The sequence below is a fragment of the Streptomyces sp. NPDC034037 genome (genome assembly GCF_055575715.1).
The window spans coordinates 1,128,754-1,152,717 of record NZ_JBVISC010000002.1; the positions used below are offsets into that span (position 1 = coordinate 1,128,754).

At 72.3% G+C, this 23,964-nt stretch carries 1 protein-coding gene; it reads right to left on the reverse strand.

Features of this window, described 5'->3' with window-relative positions; all coding sequences use genetic code 11:
* Positions 1-9: 9 nt before the first annotated feature.
* On the reverse strand, positions 10-23,925 hold the full coding sequence (locus ACZ516_RS10555; protein WP_469009588.1) for a non-ribosomal peptide synthase/polyketide synthase: 23,916 nt from the start codon (positions 23,923-23,925) through the stop codon (positions 10-12).
* Between the last annotated feature and the right edge of the window lie 39 nt (positions 23,926-23,964).

Below are 23,964 nucleotides of genomic sequence, written 5' to 3' on the forward strand. Positions count from 1 at the left end.
CGTCCTCGCCTAGGAACCGTCCCTGCCGCCGCGCAGACGGTCCTGGATGATCCCGCCGATGAGGTGAAGGGTCTCGGGTTTGAGCATGCCGGCGTGGGAGCAGTCCATCCGCCGGTAGTCCACCGGTCCGTCGACGTACTCGTGCCAGACGTGCGGTTCCAGCACGCTCTCCGTCTCCTGGGTGGCGGCGAACAGCATCATCTCCGTCTCGACCCGCTGGTGCCGGTAGCGTCCGGTGATGTCGATGTTGTTCTCCATTACCCGCATGATGGTGAGGAACTCGCTCTCCTCGATGCTGCCCAGCACGGTGTTCGTCGTGCGGGCCACCGCCGCGAACTCCTCGAACGTCATCCCCTGCGTGGGGACTTCGACGGTGCTCACCCCCAGCAGTTCGAGGATGCCCCGGTAGTACTCCTCGTGCGCGTGCTCGGGGATGTCCTCCCGCGCGGCGGGTTTCGCGTCGAGGCAGACCATCAGCTCGACCCGTTGCCCCCGCTCGGCGAGCCGGGCGGCGACCGCGTGGACGACGATGCCGCCGAAGGAGTGCCCCATCAGCCGGTAGGGCCCCTCGGGCTGGACCCGGATCATCGCCTCCACGCAGTCGTCGGCCACCTCCTCCACGGACTCCGGCAGGTTCCCGGGGTCGGACAGACCGCGGGCCTGGAGGCCGTAGAGGGGGATGTCGGCGTCGATGTGCGGCAGCAGGCCGGCGTAGTTCCAGCACATTCCGCCGCCCGAGTGCAGGCAGAACAGCGGGGCCTGACGGCCCTTGGTGCGCAGGGGCAGGAGAACCTCGAAGGCGGAGGACGACCCGGCGCCTCCCTCGCCGGAACCCTCGTCGAGGCGCCGGGCGAGTTCGGCGACGGTCGGCGCCTCGAAGAGGGCGCGCAGCGGCAGTTCGACGCCGAGGACGGCCTGGATCCGGCTGATGAGGCCGGTCGCCAGCAGCGAGTGGCCGCCGAGGTCGAAGAAGCCGTCGTCGACGCTCACGCCGGGCAGGCCGAGCACTTCGGCGTAGAGGGTGCACAGCACCTCTTCGCGTGGTGTGCGCGGCGGGCGCCCGGCCCGGCCGCCGTAGTCGGGGGCGGGCAGCGCCTTGCGGTCGACCTTGCCGTTGGGGCTGAGCGGCAGTTCGGGCAGGGCCGTCACCGCCGAGGGGACCATGTAGCCGGGGAGCCGGTCGCGCAGTGCCTCGCGCACGGCGGCCGCGGAGAAGCCGTCGGGGTCCTCCGGCACCACGTACGCCACGAGACGCGGATCCGTGCCGCCGTGCCGGTGGACGGCCACGAAGGCCTGGACGAGGCCGGGCAGCCGCAGCAACTCGGCCTGGATCTCGCCGGGTTCGACGCGGAAACCGCGGATCTTCACCTGGTCGTCGGCACGGCCCAGGTACTCCAGTTGCCCGTCGGCGTTCCACCGCACGACGTCACCGGTGCGGTACATCCGCTCCCCCGGGCCGCCCAGCGGGTTCGCCACGAACCGTTCGGCGGTGAGCCCGGGCCGGCCCAGGTAGCCGCGGGCCAGGCCCGCGCCGGCCACGTACAGCTCACCGACGACGCCCTGCGGCACGGGGTGCAGACCGGCGTCCAGGACGTAGCCGGACAGGCCGAACAGGGGCCGCCCCATGGGGACGACGCCGCTCTCGCGGCCGGTCAGCGGCGCGCTCATGGCCGCGCCGACGGTGGACTCGGTGGGCCCGTACGCGTTGATCATGCGGCGGCCGGGGGCCCAGCGTTCCGTCAGGTCGGGCGAGCACGCCTCGCCCGCCACCAGGAGAACCGCCAGGTCGGGGAAGGGTACGCCGGGTCCCCGCGCGTCGAGGGTCGCGAGCACCGAGGGGGGCAGCGTCACATGGGTCACCCGCCGCCCGGCGAGCGTCTCCCCTAGGGCGTCGCCGGCCAGCGCGTCGGCGGAGGCCGCGACGAGGGCCGCGCCCGAGGCGAAGGCCATCACCAGCTCCCACACCGACACGTCGAAACTCGGCGAGGCGAACTGGAGCACCCGGCTGTCCGGTGTGAGCGCGAACGCGTCCAGTTGGGCCCGCGCCAGGTTGGCGAACCCGGCGTGGGTGACCTCGACGCCCTTGGGCCGGCCGGTGGACCCGGAGGTGTAGATGACGTACGCGGTGTGCGCGGGGTGGACCGGCACGCCCGGATCGGTGTCGGGCAGCGCCTCCTGGTCGACGCGGGCCGTCCAGTCGTCGTCGAGGACGACGGCGGGGTCCGCGTCGGCGAGCATGTACGCGATCCGCTCGGCCGGGTAGTCCGGGTCGACGGGGACGTACGCGGCGCCGGTCTTGACCACACCGAGAATGGTGGTGACCAGCTCCGGGCCGCGCCGCATCCGCAGCGCCACCCGCTGTCCGGGGCCGACCCCGAGGCCCAGCAGGTGGTGGGCGACGCGGTTCGAGCGGCGGTCCAGTTCGGCGTACGACATTTCGCGGTACGACGCTTCGCCCCGGCCGGAGATGGTCGCCACGGCGTCGGGTGCCCGTCCGGCCGCCGCCCGGAAGAGGTCCGGCAGGGTCACCGGGGGCAGGTCGGCGGGGTCGGCCCCGGACCATTCGAGCAGCGTCCCGCGCTCGTGCGGTGCGAGGATCTCCAGCGACCTGACCGGCAGCCGGGGGTCGTCGATCGCCGAGTCGAGCAGCCGCGTCCAGCGGGCGGTGAACGCGTCGATGGTCGCCGCGTCGTACAGGTCGGTGGCGTATTCCACCAGGCCGGTGAGGCCGGCCGGCTCGCCCGCCTCGTCGAAGGTCTCGGTGACGCTGACGAAGACGTCGAACTTGGCCGAGCCCGCGCCCGCCTTCTCGGCGCCCACCGTCAGACCGGGCAGGTCGAAGCGCGCGCCGTCGTCGTTCTGGAGGACGAGCACGACTTGGAACAGCGGGTGGTGGGCGGTGGAGCGCTGCGGGTTGACCTTCTCCACCAGGTACTCGAACGGCAGGTCCTGGTGGGTGTACGCGGCCAGGCAGGTCTCGCGCACCCGGGCCAGCAGCTCGGTGAAGGTCGGGTCCCCGGAGGTGTCCGTGCGCAGCACCAGCGTGCTGACGAAGAACCCGACCAGATCGTCCAGGTTCTCGTCGCCGCGGCCGGCGATGGGCGAGCCGACGGGGATGTCGTCCCCGGCGCCGAGCCGCGACAGGAGTGCGGCGAGGCCCGCCTGGAGGACCATGAACAGCGTCGAGTCCGCGGAGCGGGCCAGTGCGCGCAGCCCGGCGTGGGTCCCGGCGCCGATGCGGAAGGGTGTGACGTCGCCGCGGTAGGAGGGGAGCGCGGGGCGCGGCCGGTCGGGCGGCAGCGTGGCCTGCTCCGGCAGCCCGGCCAACTGGCGCGCCCAGTAGGCGGCCTGGCGTGCGAAGAGGCTGTCCGGGTCGGAGTCGTCGCCGAGCAGGTCGTGCTGCCAGAGGGTGAAGTCCGCGTACTGGAGGGGCAGCGGGCTCCACTCGGGTCGTGCGCCGTCCCGGCGGGCGGTGTAGGCGGCGACCAGGTCGCGCGTCAGCGGCCCCATCGACCAGCCGTCGGCGGCGACGTGGTGGATGACCACGACCAGTACGGACGTGTCGGGCCCGGTGACCAGCAGCCCGGCGCGGACGGGGATCTCGCGGTCGAGTTCGAACCCGTGCCGCACGATCCGGGCCACCCGCTCGGGCACCTGCTCCTCGCCGATCTCCGCCACCTCGACGTCGATCCGCGCCCGCTCCGGCCCGAGCACCGCCTGGTGGGGCTGTCCGTCGGTGTCGGGGAAGACGGTGCGCAGGGGTTCGTGGCGTGCGACCACGTCGTTGAGCGCGCACTCCAGGGCGCCGACGTCCAGCTTCCCGGTCAGCTTCAGGACGAGCGGCATGTTGTACGTCGCCGACGCGCCCTCGAACTTGTACAGGAACCACAGCCGCCGCTGGGCGAACGACAACGGCAACACCCGCGGCCGCTCCCGCCGCGCCAGCACCGGACGCGACCCCGCCTGCGACAACCTCCCCGCAAGACCCGCCACCGTCGGCGCGTCGAACAACGCCCGCAACGGCAACTCCACCCCCAACACCGCACGCACCCGGCTCACCAACCGCGTCGCCAGCAGCGAATGACCCCCCAGATCGAAGAAGTCGTCGTCCACGCCCACCGTCGGTACGCCGAGGACGCCGGCGAACAGTTCGCACAGCACCTCTTCGGTCTGGGTGCGCGGCGCCCGGGACGTCCCCGTCCCGCCGTACTCCGGTGCGGGCAGGGCGCTTCGGTCGATCTTCCCGCTCACGGTCAGCGGGAACTCGTCCAGCGCGACGATGGCCGACGGCACCATGTACCGGGGCAGACGCCGACTCAGCGACTCGCGCAGAGCGCCGAGGGAGCGGCCGAGCCGGTCCTCGGGGACGATGTAGGCGATGAGGCGGGTGTCGTCCTGGTGCGCGCGGGCGACCACCAGTGCCTGGGCGACGCCCGGTTCGGCCTCCAACGCGGCCTGGATCTCGCCGGGTTCGATACGGAAGCCACGGATCTTCACCTGATCGTCGGCACGACCCAGGTATTCGAGCTGACCGGCGGTGTTCCAGCGTACGAGGTCGCCCGTGCGGTACATGCGCGCGCCGGGGGCGCCGAAGGGGTTGGCCACGAAGCGTTCGGCGGTCAGTGCCGGGCGGCCCGCGTATCCACGCGCCAGTCCGGGCCCCGAGACGTACAGCTCCCCCGGCACACCGGCCGGAGCGAACCCGAGATGCTCGTCCAGTACGAACAGGGACGCGCCCGGCACCGGCCGCCCAATGGGCGCACCCTCACCCGCCGTCAGCGGATCACTGATCGCTGCCGCTACGGTGATCTCCGTGGGCCCGTACGCGTTGACCAGCCTACGACCGGGGGCCCAGCGGGCCACCAGCTCGGGCGGGCAGGCCTCCGCACCCACTCCCAGGGCGATGAGGCCGTCAAGGCGTTCCCACGCACCCTCGGGCAGTGTCGCGACCACCGACGGCGGCAAGAACGCGTGTGTCACCCGGCCCCCGGCGAGGGCTTCTTCCAGCTCTTCGCCCGCCAGACCAGAACCCTCCGGGATGACCAGCGCCGAACCGGAACCCCACGCCAGCACCAGCTCCAACACGGAGGCGTCGAAACTCAACGACGCCGTACGCAGCACGCGGCCGCCGGCACCGATGCCCATCCGCTCCACCAGACCGGCCGCGAAGCCCGCGACACCGGCATGGGTGACCTCCACGCCCTTCGGGCGACCGGTCGAACCCGAGGTGTAGATGACGTACGCGGGGTGTGAGAGCAGCAACGGCGTCCTGCGCTCGGCGTCGGTGATCTCCGCACCCGACAGAGCTGCGGTGTCGACTTCATCCAGCAGTACGACACCCGGCACACCGTCCGGCAAGCTGTCCGCAGCCGCCCGCGTCGTCAGCACCAACCCCGGCCGCGCATCCTCCAACAGGAACCCGATCCGCGCCCCCGGATACTCCACATCCACCGGCACATACGCAGCCCCCGCCGAGACGACGGCAAGTACCGAGACCAGCTGCTCCACACCCGCCGGTACCGCTACGGCCACCACATTCCCAGGCCCGATCCCCCGGGCGATCAGCCACCGCCCCAGCCGGTTCGCTCGTCCGGCCAACTCGCCGTACGAGACCGCCCCTTCGCCGCATATCACAGCAACGGCCCCCGGACATTCCCGCGCCCGACCGGCAAAGAGATCCGGCAACGTCACCGGCACCGACGCGGCACCAGGCGCCGACCACCCCAGCAACCGCTCCCGCTCATCCCCACCCAGCACATCAAGCTCGCCCACCCGCGTGCCGGGTACGGCGACCGCTCCGCTCAGCACCCGCACCAGCCGGGCCCCGAACGCCTCCACCGTGCCCGCGTCGTACAGGTCCGTCGCGTACTCGATCAGCCCGGACATGCCGGCGGGGTTGCCATCCTGGTCGAACGTCTCTCCCAGGTTGACGGTGAGGTCGAACTGCGAGCCGGAGACGCCGGGGTCCTCGAACCGGGCTCGCAGGCCCGGGAGTTCGAAGGCGAGGTCGGTGCTGTTCTGCAGCGCCAGCATGACCTGGGCGAGCGGGTGGTGGCCGGGCGAGCGCTGCGGGTTGAGCCGCTCCACCAGGTATTCGAAGGGGATGTCCTGATGGCCGTATGCGGCGAGGCTCGTCTCGCGGATCTGGTTCAGCAGTTCGCCGAACGTCGGGTCCGCCGCCAAGTCGGCACGTATGACCAGGGTGTTGACGAAGAAGCCGACCAGGTCGTCCAGCCCCTCGTCGGTGCGTCCGGCGATGGGTGAGCCCACCGCGATGTCCCGCCCCGCGCCCAGACGTGAGAGCAGCGCCGCGAGGCCCGCGTGCAGGACCATGAACAGCGTCGCGTCCGCCGAGCGGGCGAGCTCCCGCAGCGCCGCATGCGTCGAGGCGTCGAGCGTGAAACTCACGGTGTCGCTGCGGTAGGAGGGGGTAGCGGTGCGCGGCCGGTCCGTGGGCAGGGACACGATGTCCGGCAGGTCGCGCAGGTGCTCGGTCCAGTAGTCGGCCTGGCGGCGCAGCAGGCTGTCGGGGTCGGTGTCCTCGCCGAGCAGGTCGTGCTGCCAGAGGCTGTAATCGGCGTACTGCACCGGGAGCACGCTCCACTCCGGTTCCGCGCCGCCGCGCCGGGCCGCGTACGCGGAGGCGAGATCGGCAGCGAGGGGCGTCATCGACCAGCCGTCGGCGGCTATGTGGTGCATGACGAGCACCAGGACGGCTTCCCTGGGCCCGGTGGCCAGCAGGCGTGCGAACAGCGGGATTTCCCCGTCCAGTTCGAACCTGTGCCGGACGCAGGCCGCCACTCGGGAAGCCACCGCGCCTTCTGTCACCGGTTCGACGGCGAGAGCGAGGTGGGTCTCGGCAGGGGTGAGGATGTGCTGGTGGGGCTCCCCGTCGACATCGGGGAAGACCGTCCGCAGCGGCTCGTGCCGGGCGATCACATCGTTCAGCGCCGCCTCAAGCGCGGGCACGTCCAGCTCTCCTTCGAGTCGCAGGACGAGCGGGATGTTGTACGTGGCCGACGCGCCTTCCAACTTGTACAGGAACCACAGTCGGCGTTGCGCGAAGGACAGCGGCAGCCTTTCGGGGCGTTCGCGGCGCTCCAGTGCCGGCCGGGATCCCGCCGCCGACAGGTGGCGTACGACACCGGCGACCGTGGGCTGGTCGAACAGCGCGCGCAGGGCCAGGTCGACGCCGAGGACGGCCCGGATCCGGTTCACCAGGCGGGTCGCCAGGAGGGAGTGTCCGCCCAGTTCAAAGAAACTGTCCTCGACACCGACCGCCGGCAGACCCAGTACCTCGGCGAACAGGCCGCACACGATCTCTTCCTGCGGGGTCCGCGCGGCCCGCGAGGCCGTGAACGCGTACTCCGGGGCAGGCAGGGCCTTGCGGTCCACCTTGCCGCTGACCGTCAGCGGCAGCGCCTCCAGCACGACGAACGCCGCCGGCACCAGATGCGAGGGCAGCCGCTCCCCCAGACTGCGGCGCAGGCCGGACACCAGCTCACCCGCCACCCGCGTACGCACCGGATCACTCGCCAATCCCGCGAGCGAACGCGTCCCCACCGGGACGAACGTATCCGACACCGCACCCGTGTCCGGGGGCAGCAGGACCACGTCGAAGGTGTCGGACCGCCCTTGCCCCATGGTCACCACGGCGCCCCCACCTCGGGACTCCGCCCAGGCGCACACCGCTTCCGGGTCGATCCCGCTCTCCGCGTCCAGCAGTTCGCGGACCCGCTCGATGGGCTCTCCGTCCGCCACCGCCCGGGCGGCCGCGACTTCCCCGGTCAGGCGAGCGTTCGGCACCCCGGACACGCGTACCGGCAGGTTTACGTCCGCCAGGGCGTCCAGTGACTGAACGTCCCGGTCCCAGGCGAGGACCGGCACCCCGGCCAGCGAAAGGGGCCGCGCGGGTGCCTTGTGCAGGACCACGTCGTACCGGTGCCGGGTCAGCTCGTTGTGGGCAGCGCCCCGCTTCCACCGCACGTCCACGCCCACCGCTTCCGGCCTGGTAGCCGCCCAGACGGCGAAGAAGTCGGGATCGAGCAGCAGTTCCTTCTCCGTCACCACGGCCTGCTCCACCGCCGCGCGCAGTCGGTCGGTGTCCTCGATACCGGGCTGCCGGGCCTGCACGGCCGTCTGCAAGGCCCGCAGCAGCCCCCGGTGGCGAACGTCACCGACGATCAGCCGCCCGCCTTCGGCCAGCAGCCCGAACGCCTGGTCCAGCACCCGCTCCAAGTACTCCCAGCCCGGGAAGTACTGCACCACGGAGTTGATGACCACCGTGTCGAACCCACCGACGGGCAGACCCGACACATCATCGGCCGCCTGACAGCGCACCGTCACATGATCCCAGCCGAGGCCCGCCACCTGCCCGCGCAACCGCTCCACGACCGACGACGAGAAGTCCGTCGCCCAGTACGACTCCACGCCCGGCGCCACATGCCCCATCAACAACCCGGAACCGACACCGATCTCCAACACCCGGCGAGGCGCGAACCCCCGGATACGGGCCAGCACTTGATCGCGCCACTCCCGCATGTCGTCCAGCGGGATCGGCTCACCCGAGTACGAGCTGTTCCACCCCTCGAACCCCTCCCCCAGCGCGTCCGACCCGGCCTCGCCGTACACCGAGTCGTAGATCTCTCGCCACTCCTCGACCTGCTCACCGGTCGTGCTGTCCTCCCCTGCTGCCGAAGGGACGATGTAGGCGACGAGACGCTTGTCGTCCTGGTGCGCGCGGGCGACCACCAGTGCCTGCGCGACGCCCGGCTCGGCCTCCAACGCCGCCTGGACCTCCCCGGGTTCGATACGGAAGCCACGGATCTTCACCTGGTCGTCGGCACGGCCCAAGTACTGGAGCTGGCCGTCGGCGTTCCACCGTACGAGGTCACCTGTGCGGTACATGCGCGCGCCGGGGGCGCCGAAGGGGCTGGCCACGAAACGCTCGGCGGTCAACGCCGGGCGGCCCGCGTATCCGCGTGCCAGTCCGGGCCCAGAGACATACAACTCCCCCGGCACACCGGCCGGAGCAAGCGCCAAGCGCTCGTCCAGCACAAACAGGGCCGCACCCGGCACCGGCCGCCCGATGGGCACACCCTCGCCCGCCGTCAGCGGATCACTGATCGCCGCAGCCACCGTGATCTCCGTAGGCCCGTACGCGTTGACCACGCGCCGCCCGCCACCCGTCCACCGGGACACCAGCTCGGGCGGACAGGCCTCCGCGCCCACCCCGAGAGCGACGAGGCCATCAAGGCGTTCCCACGCGCCCTCGGGCAGTGTCGCCACCACCGACGGCGGCAGGAACGCATGCGTCACCCCACCCCCAGCGAGGGCTTCTTCCAGCTCCTCGCCCGCAAGACCTGAACCCTCCGGAATGACCAGCACCGAACCGGAACCCCACGCCAGCACCAGCTCCAACACCGACGCGTCGAAACTCAGCGACGCCGTACGCAGCACACGGCCGCCGGCACCGATACCCATCCGCTCCACCAGACCGGCCGCGAACCCCGCGACACCGGCGTGCGTGACCTCCACGCCCTTCGGACGGCCCGTCGAACCGGACGTGTAGATGACGTACGCGGGGTGTGAGAGCAACAACGGCGTCCTACGCTCGGCATCAGTGATCTCCGCACCCGACAGAGCTGCGGTATCGACTTCGTCCATCAACACGACACCCGGCACGCCCTCGGGCAGATCACCCGCAGCCGCCCGCGTCGTCAGCACCAACCCCGGCCGCGCATCCTCCAACAGGAACCCGATCCGCGCCCCCGGGTACTCCACATCCACCGGCACATACGCAGCCCCCGCCGAGACGACGGCAAGTACCGAGACCAGCTGCTCCACACCCGCCGGAACCGCGACCGCCACCACATCCCCGGGACCCATCCCCCGGCCGATCAGCCACCGCCCCAGCCGGTTCACCCGACCGGCCAACTCGCCGTACGAGAAAGCCTCCTCGCCCCGAATGACAGCCACCGCCCCCGGGCACTCCCGCACCCGGGCGGCAAAGAACTCCGGCAACGTCACCGGAACGGACACTTCGCCGGCCGCCGACCACCCGAGCAACCGCTCCCGCTCACCCTCCCCCAGCACATCGAGTTCGCCCACCCGGGTCTCCGGGCCGGTCAGTGCCTCGCTGAGCAACCGCTCCAGCCGGGCCCCGAACGTCTCCACCGTGCCCGCGTCGTACAGGTCCGTCGCGTACTCGATGAACCCGGACATGCCCGCCGGGCGGCCCTCCTCGTCGAAGGTCTCCGACAGGCTGACCGTCACGTCGAACTTCGCCGTGCCCGTCCCCACCGATTCCGTCCGCACCCCGAGGCCGGGCAGCTCGAACCTGCCCTCCTCGTTGTTCTGGAGCACCAACGCCACCTGGAACAACGGATGCCGGCCACCCGACCGCACCGGGTTCAGCCGCTCCACCACCAGCTCGAACGGCACATCCTGATGCGCGAACGCCTCCAGACACCCCTCACGCACCCGACCCAACAGCTCCGAGAACGACGGGTCGCCCGACACGTCCGTCCGCAGCACCAACGTATTCACGAAGAAGCCGACCAGGTCGTCCAGGCCCTCGTCCATGCGTCCCGCGACCGGTGAGCCGACGACGATGTCCGTTCCGGCGCCCAGCCGTGACAGGAGGCTCGCGAGGCCGGCGTGCAGCACCATGAACAGGGTGACGTCCGCCGACCGCGCGAGGTCGCGCAGTCCGGCATGCAGGCCGGCGCCGATCTCGAAGCCGAGCACCTCACCCTCGTACGAGGCCGAAGCGGGACGCGGCCGGTCGCCCGGGACCGTCACCTCGTCCGGCGCGTCCGCCAAAAGGTGCTGCCAATAGGCGAATTGAGACCCCACCACACTCGTCGGGTCGTCCACGTCCCCCAGCACCTCGTGCTGCCACACGGTGTAGTCCGCGTACTGCACCGGCAGCGGCGCCCACGCCGGGGCCGCGCCGCCCGAGCGGGCCGCGTACGCCGCCACCAGGTCCCGGGCCAGCGGGCCCGCCGACCAGCCGTCCCCCGCGATGTGGTGCAGGACCAGCACCAGGATCGCATCAGCGCCGCCGGTGACGTCGAGCAGGTGGGCGCGGAGGGGCACGTCCCGGTCGAGGCGGAAGCCGTGCCGGATGGTCTCGGCGACGCGGTCGGTGACCGCGGCCTCCGCGACCGGTTCGACGGTCAACGGCACCCGGGCCTCGCCGACCGGCAGCACGCGCTGGTACGGCCGGCCGTTGCTCTCGGGGAAGACCGTGCGCAGCGATTCGTGGCGGGCCACGACGTCGTTGACGGCGGTCTCCAGCGCCTCGCGGTCCACGTCGCCGGTGAGACGGAGGGTGAAGGGCATGTTGTAGGTCGCCGAGGGGCCTTCGAGTTGGTGCAGGAACCACAGCCGCTGCTGGGCGAACGACAGCGGCAGCAGCTCCGGGCGCGGCCGTGCCTCCAGTGGCGGGCGCACCCCTCCCTCGGTGAGGTGGGCGACGAGGCGCGCGACGGTCGGAGCCTCGAACAGCACCCGCAGCGGCAGTTCCACGCCCATGACGCGGCGGACCCTGCTCACCAGGCGGGTCGCGAGCAGCGAGTGGCCGCCGAGGTCGAAGAAGCTGTCGTCCACCCCGACCGAGGGCACCCCGAGGATGTCCGCGAACAGGGCGCAGAGGATTTCCTCCTGTGGGGTGCGGGGTGCCGTGGCGGTGTGTCCGGCGTACCGCGGCGTGGGCAGCGCGGCGCGGTCGAGCTTGCCGTTGGGGGTCAGCGGGAGCGCGTCCAGCAGGATGACCGTGGACGGCACGAGGTAGCCCGGCAGGACGTCCTGGAGGGCGGAGCGCAGCGACTCGGGCGTCGCCTCGGCGCCGGGGGCGGGGACGGCGTACGCGGCGAGCCGTGTCTCTCCCGCGTGGACGAACGGCGTGACGACCGCCTGGGCGACGGCGGGCAGCCGCCGCAGCGCCTCCTCCACCTCGCCCGGCTCCACCCGGAACCCGCGGATCTTCACCTGGTCGTCGGCCCGGCCCAGGTACTCCAGCTGGCCGTCGGCGTTCCAGCGGACGACGTCCCCGGTGCGGTACATCCGGGCGCCCGGTTCCTGGAACGGGCAGGCCACGAACCGCTCGGCGGTCGGTCCCGGCCGGCCGACGTAGCCGCGGGCGAGTGAGGGGCCCGCCACATACAGCTCGCCGGGTACGCCCGGTGGCACCGGGGTCAGGCCGCCGTCCAGGACGTACACGCGGGCGCCGACGACCGGTGTGCCGATGGGGGCGTGCGCCCCGGTGAGGGGCCGGCTGGTGGTGGCGTAGACCGTGGCCTCGGTCGGGCCGTAGGCGTTGATCATCAGGCGTCCGGCGGACCAGCGTGCGGCCAGGGCGGGCGGGCACGCCTCGCCCGCGACGACGAGGGAGCCGAGGTCGGGCAGGGCGGACTCGGCGCCGGCCGGGAGGGTGGCCAGGACGGACGGCGGGATGAAGAGGTGGGTGGCCCGGTGCGCGGCGAGCGCGGCGGCGAGCTGCTCGCCGACCAGGTGCTCGGTGCCGGTCTGCACGAGGGCGGCGCCGACGGTGAAGCCGGTCAGGAGTTCCATGACGGACACGTCGAAGTTGGACGAGGTGAACTGGAGGGTGCGGCTGCCCTCGGTGAGGCCGAAGCGCTCGGCGGTGGCGGTCAGCCCCGCCAGGCCGGCGTGGGTGACGGTCACGCCCTTCGGGGTGCCGGTGGAACCCGAGGTGTAGATGACGTACGCGGTGTTGTGCGGGCTCAGGGGTGCCGTGCGGTCGGTGTCGCGGGGTGCCCGCGTCGGCTGCCGGCCCCATGCGGCGAGGGTGGCGGGGTCGTCGGTGAGGTGGAGCGGTGCCCGGACGTCCAGGGGCCGGGTGGCCAGCACCAGTGCGGGCCGGGCGTCGGAGACGAGGTACGCGATCCGCTCGGCGGGGTGCGCGGGGTCGATCGGCAGGTAGGCCGCTCCGGCCTTGAGGACACCGAGGATGACGGCGATCTGGGTGCGGGAGCGGTCGACGGCGACGCCGACCGGTGTCTCGGGGCCCGCGCCCCGCGCGATGAGCCAGTGGGCGATCCGGTTGGCGTGCGCGTCGAGTTCGGCGTAGGAGGTGGTGCCGTCGGCGTCGATGAGCGCGGGTGCGTGCGGGGTGGCGTGCACCTGCCTGTCGAACAGCTCGGGCAGGGTCGCCGTCGGCTCGGTGCGCGCCGAGGTGCCCCAGGTGGCGAGGGCGCGCCGTTCGCCGGCGTCGAGGACGTCCAGTGCGCGAAGGCGGCGGTGCGGATCGTGCGCGGCGGTGCTCAGCAGGCGGGTCCAGCGGGCCGCGAAGGCGTCCATGGTGGCGGGATCGTAGAGGTCGGTGGCGTATTCGATCGTGCCGGTGAGTCCGGCGGGCCCGCCGTCCGCGTCGAAGTCCTCGACCAGGTTGAGGGTGAGGTCGAACTGCGAGCCGCCGGCCGCCGGTTCGAGGAGCTGGGTGTGCAGGCCCGGCAGGTCGAAGCGCAGGTCCGTGTTGTTCTGCAGGGCCAGCATGACCTGGATGAGGGGGTGGTGGGCGGTGGAGCGCTGCGGGTTGAGCTTCTCCACCAGGTATTCGAAGGGGATGTCCTGGTGGGTGTAGGCGGCCAGGCTGGTCTCCCTGACCTGGGCGAGGAGGTCGGCGAACGAGGGGTCGCCGGAGGTGTCGGTGCGCAGGATCAGGGTGTTGACGAAGAACCCGACCAGGTCGTCCAAGTTCTCGTCGGTGCGCCCGGCGATGGGTGAGCCCACCGCGATGTCCGTGCCCGCGCCGAGGCGGGAGAGCAGGGCGGCGAGGCCGGTGTGCAGGACCATGAACAAGGTGGCGTCCGCCGAGCGGGCCAGCTCCCGCAGGGCGGCGTGCGTCGGGGCGTCGAGCGTGAAGGCGCTCTGGGCGCCGCGCTTGGAGGCGACGGGCGGCCGCGGCCGGTCCGTGGGCAGGCTCACGACCTCGGGCAGGCCGGCCAGGTGGTCGGTCCAGTAGGCGGCCTGGCGGGCGAAGAGGGTGTCGGGGTCGGTGTCGTCGCCGAGCAGGTCGTGCTGCCAGAGGCTGTAGTCGGCGTACTGCACCGGCAGCGCGGACCACCGGGGCCGCTCGCCCGCGCGGCGGGCGGTGTAGGCGCTCTTGAGGTCGTCGGCGAGCGGGCCGAGCGACCAGCCGTCCCCGGCGATGTGGTGGATGGTCAGCACGAGTACGTGGGTGTCGGGGCCGGTGCTCAGCAGGCGCGGCCGGACGGGGATCTCGCGGTCGAGTTCGAAGCGGTGACGGACGCACTCCGCCACCCGTGCGTCCAGCTCATCGGCCGCGAGTCGCTCGGGCGTCAGCTCCAGAGGTACGTCGGCGGCGTCCAGGACGCGCTGGTGGGGCTGTCCGTCGGTGTCGGGGAAGACGGTGCGCAAGGGTTCGTGGCGTGCGACGACATCATTGAGCGCGCACTCCAGGGCGCCCACGTCCAGCTTCCCGGTCAGCTTCAGGACGAGCGGCATGTTGTACGTCGCCGACGCGCCCTCGAACTTGTACAGGAACCACAGCCGCCGCTGGGCGAACGACAACGGCAACACCCGCGGCCGATCCCGCCGCGCCAGCACCGGACGCGACCCCGCCTGCGACAACCTCCCCGCAAGACCCGCCACCGTCGGCGCGTCGAACAACGCCCGCAACGGCAACTCCACCCCCAACACCGCACGCACCCGGCTCACCAACCGCGTCGCCAGCAGCGAATGACCCCCCAGATCGAAGAAGTTGTCCTCGACGCCTACCGTCGGCAGGCCGAGGACGTCCGCGAAGAGGGTGGCGAGGATCTGTTCCTGCGGTGTGCGGGCCGCCCGCCCGGAGGTGCCCGCGAAGTCGGGGGCGGGCAGCGCGGCCCGGTCGACCTTGCCGCTCGGCATGCGCGGCACGTCGTCGAGGACGACGAAGGCCGAGGGCACCATGTGGTCGGGCAGCCGGTCGCGCACCGCGTCCCGTACCGCGGCCACCGACAGCTCGCCCCGCTCCTCCGGCACCAGATAGGCGACGAGCCTGTTCACGCCGTCCTGCTGGGCGTGGGCGGTCACCACCGCCTGGGCGACGTCGGGCCGGCCGCGCAGCACGGCCTCGATCTCGCCGGGTTCGACGCGGAAGCCGCGGATCTTCACCTGGTCGTCGGCACGGCCCAGGTATTCGAGCTGACCGGCGGTGTTCCAGCGGGCGAGGTCGCCCGTGCGGTACATGCGCGCGCCGGGCCCTGCGAAGGGGCAGGCCACGAACCGTTCGGCCGTCAGGCCGGGCCGGCCGGCATAGCCGCGCGCCAGGCCCGCCCCGGCGATGTACAGCTCCCCCCACACGCCCGCCGGGGCGAGGTCGAGGCGCTCGTCCAGCACCAGTCCGGCCAGTCCCGGCAGGGGGCGGCCGATCGGGACGACACCGGTGTCCACGCCGGCCGGCAGCGGGCTCATCGCGGCGCCCACGGTCGACTCGGTGGGTCCGTACGCGTTGATCATCCGGCGGCCGGGGGCCCACCGCGCCGCCACGTCCGGCGGGCACGCCTCGCCCGCGACGGCCAGGGTCGTCAGGTGGGTGAGCCGGTCCGGCCCATGGGTGTCCTCCAGGGTGACCAGGACGGACGGCGGGAGGGTCGCGTTGCTGATCCGCTCGCGGTGGAGCAGCTCGGCGAGTTCCTGTCCGGCGAGGCCGGTCTCCTCCGGGATCACCAGGGTGGCCGCGGCGCTGAAGGTGGTCACCATCTCGGAGACCATGGCGTCGAAGCTGGACGGCGAGAACTGCAGCACCCTGTCGCCGGGGCGCAGTGCGAACGCGGCCCGCTTGGCCGCCGCGAGCCCGGCGATCCCGGCGTGCGTCACCTCGACGCCCTTGGGGCGGCCGGTCGAACCGGACGTGTAGATCACGTACGCGGTGTACGCCGGGTCGACGGCGATGCCCGGAGCGGTGTCGGGGTGGTCCGTGAAGTCCTGCCGTACCCACGCGTCGTCGAGCACCACCGACGGCTCCGCGTCGGCGAGCATGTACGCCCGGCGCTCGGCCGGGTAGTCCGGGTCCACGGGCACATAGGCCGCGCCGGTCTTCAGCACGCCGAGCAGGGTGGCGAGCAGGCCGGGGCCGCGCCGCATCAGCAGCGCCGCCCGCCGGCCCGGCCCGAGGCCCTGGCCGGTGAGCCGCCGTGCGATCCGGTTCGACCAGGCGTCCAGCGCGGCGTACGTCAGCTCCTCGCCGGCGTGCGCGAGCGCGGGGGAGCGTGGGGCGCGCCGCACCGCCTCCGCGAACAGGCCGGTCAGGGTGAGCGGTTCGGGGCGCGCCGTGTCGCGCGCGCCGGACCAGTCGAGCAGTTGCCGGCGCTCGTGCGGGGCGAGCAGGTCGAGGCTGTCGACGGGCAGGTCCGCGGCGTCCGCCGCGGTGGCCAGGAGCCGGGTGTACCGCGCCCCGAACGCCTGGACGGTGGCCGGGTCGTAGAGGTCGGTGGCGTACTCGATGAAGCCGGTGACGCCCGCCGGGTCGCCGTTCTCGTCGAAGGTCTCGCCGATGTTCAGCAGCAGGTCGAACTGCGAGCTGCCCTGCCCCGGGTTCTCCAGCCGTGCCTGGAGTCCGGGCAGGTCGAAGTCGACCTCGGCGGTGTTCTGGAGGGTGAGCATGACCTGGACGAGGGGGTGGTGGGCGGTGGAGCGCTGCGGGTTGAGCTTCTCCACCAGGTATTCGAAGGGGATGTCCTGGTGGGTGTAGGCGGCCAGGCTGGTCTCCCTGACCTGGGCGAGGAGACGGGTGAAAGTCGGGCGTCCCGAGGTGTCGGTGCGCAGGACGAGGGTGTTGACGAAGAAGCCGACCAGGTCGTCCAGTCCCTCGTCGGTGCGTCCGGCGATGGGTGAGCCCACCGCGATGTCGGTCCCGGCGCCGAGCCGCGAAAGCAGCCCGGCGAGGCCCGCGTGGAGCACCATGAACAGGGTCGCCCCGTGGGCCCGCGCCAGCTCCCGCAGGGCCGCGTGGGTCGAGGCGTCGATCTCGAACGGCAGCATGTCGCTGCGGTGGGACGCCTCGGTCGGCCGCGGCCGGTCGGTGGGCGGCGCCACGACCTCCGGCAGGTCGCGCAGGTGCTCGGTCCAGTAGGCGGCCTGGCGGCGCAGCAGGCTGTCGGGGTCGGTGTCCTCACCGAGCAGCTCGTGCTGCCAGAGGCTGTAATCGGCGTACTGCACCGGTATCGCCGTCCACCGGGGCGGGCGGCCCTCGCGGCGGGCGGCGTAGGCGGTCACCAGGTCCTCGGCCAGCGGCGCCATCGACCAGCCGTCGGCCGCGATGTGATGCAGGGTCAGCATCAGCATCGACTCGTCGTCACCGGCGGTCAGCAGCGTCGCGCGCAACGGCATGTCGCGGTCCAGCTCGAATCCGTGCCGGGCCAGGTCGTGCACCAGCCGCTCCCGCCGCTCCGGCGACCGCGCGTCCTCCACGGTGAGGGTGAGGCGGGTTTCGGCGAGGGTGAGGATGTGCTGGTGGGGCTCCCCGTCGACATCGGGGAAGACCGTCCGCAGCGGTTCGTGCCGGGCGATCACGTCGTTGAGGGCCGCTTCGAGAGCGGCTGCGTCGACTCGGCCGGTGAGTCGCAGGACGAGCGGGATGTTGTAGGTGGCCGACGCGCCCTCGAACTTGTACAGGAACCACATGCGGCGCTGTGCGAAGGACAGGGGCAGCCTCTCGGGGCGCTCCCGGCGCTTCAGTGCCGGCCGGGATCCCGCCGCCGACAGGTGGCGTACGACACCGGCGACCGTGGGCTGGTCGAACAGCGTACGCAGGGCCAGGTCGACGCCGAGGACGGCCCGGATCCGGTTCACCAGGCGGGTCGCCAGGAGGGAGTGTCCACCCAGCTCGAAGAAACTGTCCTCGACACCGACCGCCGGCAGGCCCAGTACCTCGGCGAACAGGCCGCACACGATCTCTTCCTGCGGGGTCCGCGCGGCCCGCGAGGCCGTGAACGTGTACTCCGGGGCAGGCAGGGCCTTGCGGTCCACCTTGCCGCTGACCGTCAGCGGCAGCGCCTCCAGCACGACGAACGCCGCCGGCACCAGATGCGAGGGCAGCCGCTCCCCCAGACTGCGGCGCAGGCCGGACACCAGCTCACCCGCCACCCGCGTACACACCGGATCACTCGCCAAACCCGCGAGCGAACGCGCCCCCACCGGGACGAACGTATCCGACACCGCACCCGTGCCTGTGCCCGTGCCCGTGCCCGTGCCCTCGGGAACGAAGACCACGTCCATGGTCTCCGCGCCACCGGACCCAATGCTCACCACCGCGTCCCAGCCCCGGGACTCCGCCCAGGCGCAGACCATCTCCGGGTCAAGACCGCTCTCCGCGTCCAGCAACTCCCGCACGCGCTCGATGGACTGCCCCTCGGCCGCCGCCCGGGCGGCGGCGACCTCCCCGGTCAGGCGAGCGTTCGGCACCCCGGACACGCGTACCGGCAGCGCCACATCACCCAGCGCGTCCAGCGACTCGACGTCCCGCCCCCAGGCGAGGGTCCGCACACCGGCCAGCGAAAGACACTGAGCAGGGGCTTTGTGCAGGACTACGTCATAGCGGTGCCGCGTCAGTTCGTTGTGGGCAGCGCCCCGCTTCCACCGCACGTCGACACCCACCGCTTCCGGGCGTGCGGCCGCCCAGACGGCGAAGAAGCCGGGGTCGAGCAGCAGTTCCTTTTCCTTGGTGACGGCCTGCTCCACCGCCGCGCGCAGCCGATCGGTGTCCTCAATGCCGGGCTGCCTGGCCTGGACGGCCGTCTGCAAGGCCCGCAACAGCCCCCGGTGGCGTACATCGCCGACGATCAGCCGGCCGCCTTCGGCCAGCAGCCCGAACGCCTGGTCCAGCACCCGCTCCAAGTACTCCCAGCCCGGGAAGTACTGCACCACGGAGTTGATGACCACCGTGTCGAACCCACCGACGGGCAGCCCCGACACATCATCGGCCGCCTGACAGCGCACCGTCACATGATCCCAGCCGAGGCCCGCCACCTGCCCGCGCAACCGCTCCACGACCGACGACGAGAAGTCCGTCGCCCAGTACGACTCCACGCCCGGCGCCACATGCCCCATCAACAACCCGGAACCGACACCGATCTCCAACACCCGGCGAGGCGCGAGGCCACGGATGCGTTCCACGACGGCGCGGCGCCATTCCCGCATCTCTGCCAACGGGATCGGCTCACCCGTGTAGGAGCTGTTCCACCCCTCGAAGCCCTCCCCCAGCGCATCGGACTCGGCCTCGTCATACACCGAGTCATAGATCTCCCGCCACTCCTCGACCTGTTCGCCGGTCGATCCTTCCGCGCCTGCCGATGAGGGCACGACATAGGCGACGAGGCGGGTGTCATCGTGGTGGGGACGGGCGACGACAAGAGCCTGGGCGACGCCCGGTTCGGCCTCCAACGCGGCCTGGATCTCGCCGGGTTCGATACGGAAGCCACGGATCTTCACCTGGTCGTCGGCACGGCCCAGGTATTCGAGCTGACCGGCGGTGTTCCAGCGTACGAGGTCGCCCGTGCGGTACATGCGCGCGCCGGGGGCGCCGAAGGGGTTGGCCACGAAGCGTTCGGCGGTCAGTGCCGGGCGGCCCGCGTATCCGCGTGCCAGTCCGGGCCCTGAGACGTACAGCTCCCCCGGCACGCCGGCCGGAGCGAACCCGAGATGCTCGTCCAGTACGAACAGGGACGCGCCCGGCACCGGCCGCCCGATGGGCGCACCCCCGCCCGCCGTCAGCGGATCACTGATCGCCGCCGCCACCGTGATCTCCGTCGGCCCGTAGGCATTGACCAGCCTACGACCGGGGGCCCACCGGGACAGCAGTTCGGGCGGGCACGCTTCCGCGCCCACGGCCAGGCTCACCAGGTCGTGGAGGCGTTCCCAGGCGCCTTCGGGCAGGGTCGCCACCACCGACGGCGGCAAGAATGCGTGCGTCACCCCGCCTCGAACGAGGGCTTCTTCCAGCTCCTCGCCCGCAAGACCGGAACCCTCCGGTACCACCAGCGCGGCCCCGGAACCCCAGGCCAGCACCAGCTCCAACACGGAGGCGTCGAAACTCAACGACGCCGTACGCAACACACGGCCGCCGGCACCAATGCCGATACGCTCCACCAGACCGGCCGTGAACCCCGCGATACCGGCATGCGTGACCTCCACGCCTTTTGGGCGGCCCGTCGAACCGGACGTGTAGATGACGTACGCGGGATGCGAAAGCAACAACGGCGTCCTGCGCTCGGCATCAGTGATCTCCGCACCCGACAGAGCTGCGGTATCGACTTCGTCCATCAACACGACACCCGGCACGCCCTCGGGCAGATCACCCGCAGCCGCCCGCGTCGTCAGCACCAACCCCGGCCGCGCATCCTCCAGCAGGAACCCGATCCGCGCCCCCGGATACTCCACATCCACCGGCACATACGCAGCCCCCGCCGAGACGACGGCAAGTACCGAGACCAGCTGCTCCACACCCGCCGGAACCGCGACCGCCACCACATCCCCGGGGCCCACCCCCCGGCCGATCAGCCACCGCCCCAGCCGGTTCACCCGACCGGCCAACTCCGCATAGGACAGGGCCTCTTCACCGCTGACCACGGCAACGGCCCCCGGGCATTCCCGCACCCGACCGGCAAAGAGACCCGGCAACGTCACCGGCACCGACGCGGCGCCAGCCGTCGACCACCCCAGCAACCGCTCCCGCTCGCCCTCCCCCAGCACGTCGAGCTCGCCCACCCGCGAGCCGGGCCTGGCCACCGCCGCGCTCAGCAGCCGCTCCAGTCGGGCACCGAACGCCCTGGCCGTGTCCGCGTCGTACAGGTCCGTCGCGTACTCGATGAACCCGGACATGCCCGCCGGGCGGCCCTCCTCGTCGAAGGTCTCCGACAGGCTGACCGTCACGTCGAACTTCGCCGTGCCCGTCCCCACCGATTCCGTCCGCACCCCGAGGCCGGGCAGCTCGAACCTGCCCTCCTCGTTGTTCTGTAGCACCAAAGCCACCTGGAACAACGGATGCCGGCCACCCGACCGCACTGGGTTCAGCCGCTCCACCACCAGCTCGAACGGCACATCCTGATGCGCGAACGCCTCGAGACACCCCTCACGCACCCGGCCCAACAGCTCCGTGAAGGAGGGGTCACCGGATACGTCCGTCCGCAGGACCAACGTATTCACGAACAGGCCGACCAGATCGTCCAGGCCCTCGTCCGTCCGTCCCGCGACCGGTGAGCCCACCACCGCTTCCTGGCCCGCGCCCAGCCGTGTGAGCAGTGCCGCCAGCGCGGCCTGCAACACCATGAACGGTGTCGCGTCCGCCGAGCGGGCCAGGCCGCGCAGTCCGGCGTGCAGGTCGGGGCCGAGTTCCAGGGGCAGCAGGCCGCCCTCGTAGGAGGCCGAAGCGGGGCGCGGCCGGTCGCCCGGGACCGTCACCTCGTCCGGCACGCCCGCCAACTGGGTCTTCCAGTAGGCGAATTGCCGGGCCATTTCGCTGTCGGGGTCGTCCACGTCCCCCAGCACCTCATGCTGCCACACGGTGTAGTCCGCGTACTGCACCGGCAGCGGCGCCCACGCCGGGGCCGCGCCGCCCGAGCGGGCCGCGTACGCCGCCACCAGGTCCCGGGCCAGCGGGCCCGCCGACCAGCCGTCCCCCGCGATGTGGTGCAGGACGAGGAGCAGGACGGCGGCGGTGGGGTCGCCCTCGGTCCTGAAGAGCCATGCCTTGGCCGGGATGGCGGACGCGAGGTCGAAGGGGTGCCGGGCCGCCGCGCGGATCTCCGCGTCGAGGCGGTCCGGATCGACGGTGGCGGTGTGCAGCGTCAGGTGGGCCTCGTGCGCGGGCAGGACGCGCTGGAAGGGGCGGTCGGCATGTTCGGAGAAGACGGTGCGCAGGGGCTCGTGCCGTGCGACCAGGTCGTTGACGGCGGCTTCCAGCGTGTCACGGTCGACGTCGCCGGTGAGGTGGAGTGCGAGCGGCATGTTGTAGGTCGCCGAGGGGCCTTCGAGTTTGTGCAGGAACCACAGCCGCTGCTGGGCGAACGACAGCGGCAGCAGCTCCGGGCGCGGCCGTGCCTCCAGCTCCGGGCGCACCCCTGCCTCCGTCAGGCGGCCGACGAGGCGCGCGACGGTCGGGGCCTCGAACAGCACCCGCAGCGGCAGTTCCACGTCGAGCGCCTTGCGGACGCGGCTCGCCAGGCGCGTGGCCAGCAGCGAGTGACCGCCGAGGTCGAAGAAGTCGTCGTCCACCCCGACCGAGGGGACTCCGAGGGTGTCCGCGAACAGGCCGCACAGCACGGCTTCGGTCTCCGTGCGGGGGGCCCGTGACGGACCGGTGCCCTCGTACGCGGGGGCGGGGAGCGCGGCGCGGTCGATCTTGCCGTTCGGCGTCAGCGGCAGCGCGTCCAGCAGGACGGCGGCGGACGGCACGAGGTGGTCGGGCAGGATGTGCCGCAGGTCGGCGCGCAGGGACGCGGGGGTCACTTCGGCGTCGGGGCCCGGGACCGCGTACGCGACGAGACGCGTGTCGCCCGTGGCGTGGGTGAACGGCAGTACGACGGCCTGGGCCACGGCGGGATGGCGCCGCAGCGCCTCCTCCACCTCGCCCGGCTCCACCCGGAACCCGCGGATCTTCACCTGGTCGTCGGCCCGGCCCAAGTACTCCAACTGGCCGTCGTTGATGCGGCGGACGACATCACCGGTGCGGTACATCCGGGTGCCCGGCTCGTCGAACGGGCAGGCCACGAAGCGCTCCGCCGTCAGGTCCGGCCGCGCCACGTACCCGCGCGCCAGGCCGGGGCCGGTCACGTACAGCTCCCCCGCGGCGCCGTCCGGGACAGGGGCCAGGGCGTCGTCCAGGACGAACACGCGGACCTCGGCCACCGGTGTTCCGATCGGGGGCCGTGCGGCGTCGTGGTCGGGGGTCGTGAGAGGTTCGGTCAGGGTGGTGGCGACCGAGCATTCGGTGGTTCCGTAGCCGTTGACCAGTTCGTGGTCGGCGGACCACCGGCGCACGAGGTCGGGCGGGCAGCTCTCGCCGCCGATGTGCACGCGGCGCAGGTGCGGCAGCGTGGACTCGGTGCCGGCGGGGAGGGTGGCGAGCACCGGGACCGGCAGGGTGACGTGGGTGATCCGTTCGTCGGCCAGGACGGCGGCGAGTTCCTCGCCGAGCAGGCGGTGCTGTGCGGGCAGGACGAGGGTGCCGCCGCCGGCGAAGGTGGTGAGCAGGTCCCAGATGGCCACGTCGAAGGTGGGTGGCGCCAGTTGGAGCACGCGGGATCCGGTGTCGGTGCTCTGGTGCGCGGCCGCCGTGGCGACGAGGGCGGCGAAGCCCGTGTGCGGCACGCCGACGGGCTTCGGGGTGCCGGTGGAGCCCGAGGTGTGGATGACGTAGGCCAGGTCGCGGGGGAACAGCGGCCGGGTGCGGTCGCCGTCGCGGGGTGCCGTGGCGGGGCAGGCGGCGATGGCCGTGCCGGTGGCGGGGTCGTCGAGCGGGAGCAGCCGGGCGTCGCCGGACGGGAGGCGGCGGGCGAGCTCGGCGTGGAGAAGGACCGCCCGGGGGGTGCTGCCGCGCAGCAGGTGGGTGAGTCGTTCGGTGGGCTGCCCGGGGTCGAGCGGGAGGTAGGCGGCGCCTGCCTTCATGACGCCGAGGAGGGCGGCGATGTGTTCGGGGCCGCGCGGCAGGGCGACGGCGATCCGGTCGTCGGGGCCCAGGTCCTCGGCGATGAGCCACCGGGCGATGCGGTTGGCGCGCGCGTCGAGTTCGGCGTACGTCCAGGTGGTGGTGGCCGCGCTGACGGCTACGGCCCGGGGGGTCAGCGCCGCCCGGTTCTCGAAGATGTCGGGCAGCGTGGTGGGGTGGGCTGCCGCCCCCCGGGGTCCGCTTCCGTCCGTGGACCGACCGCTCGTGTTCGGCTCGTCAACGTTTCGCATGATGATGTCTTCTGCCCCTGGGGTCCGAGTGGTGCGCGG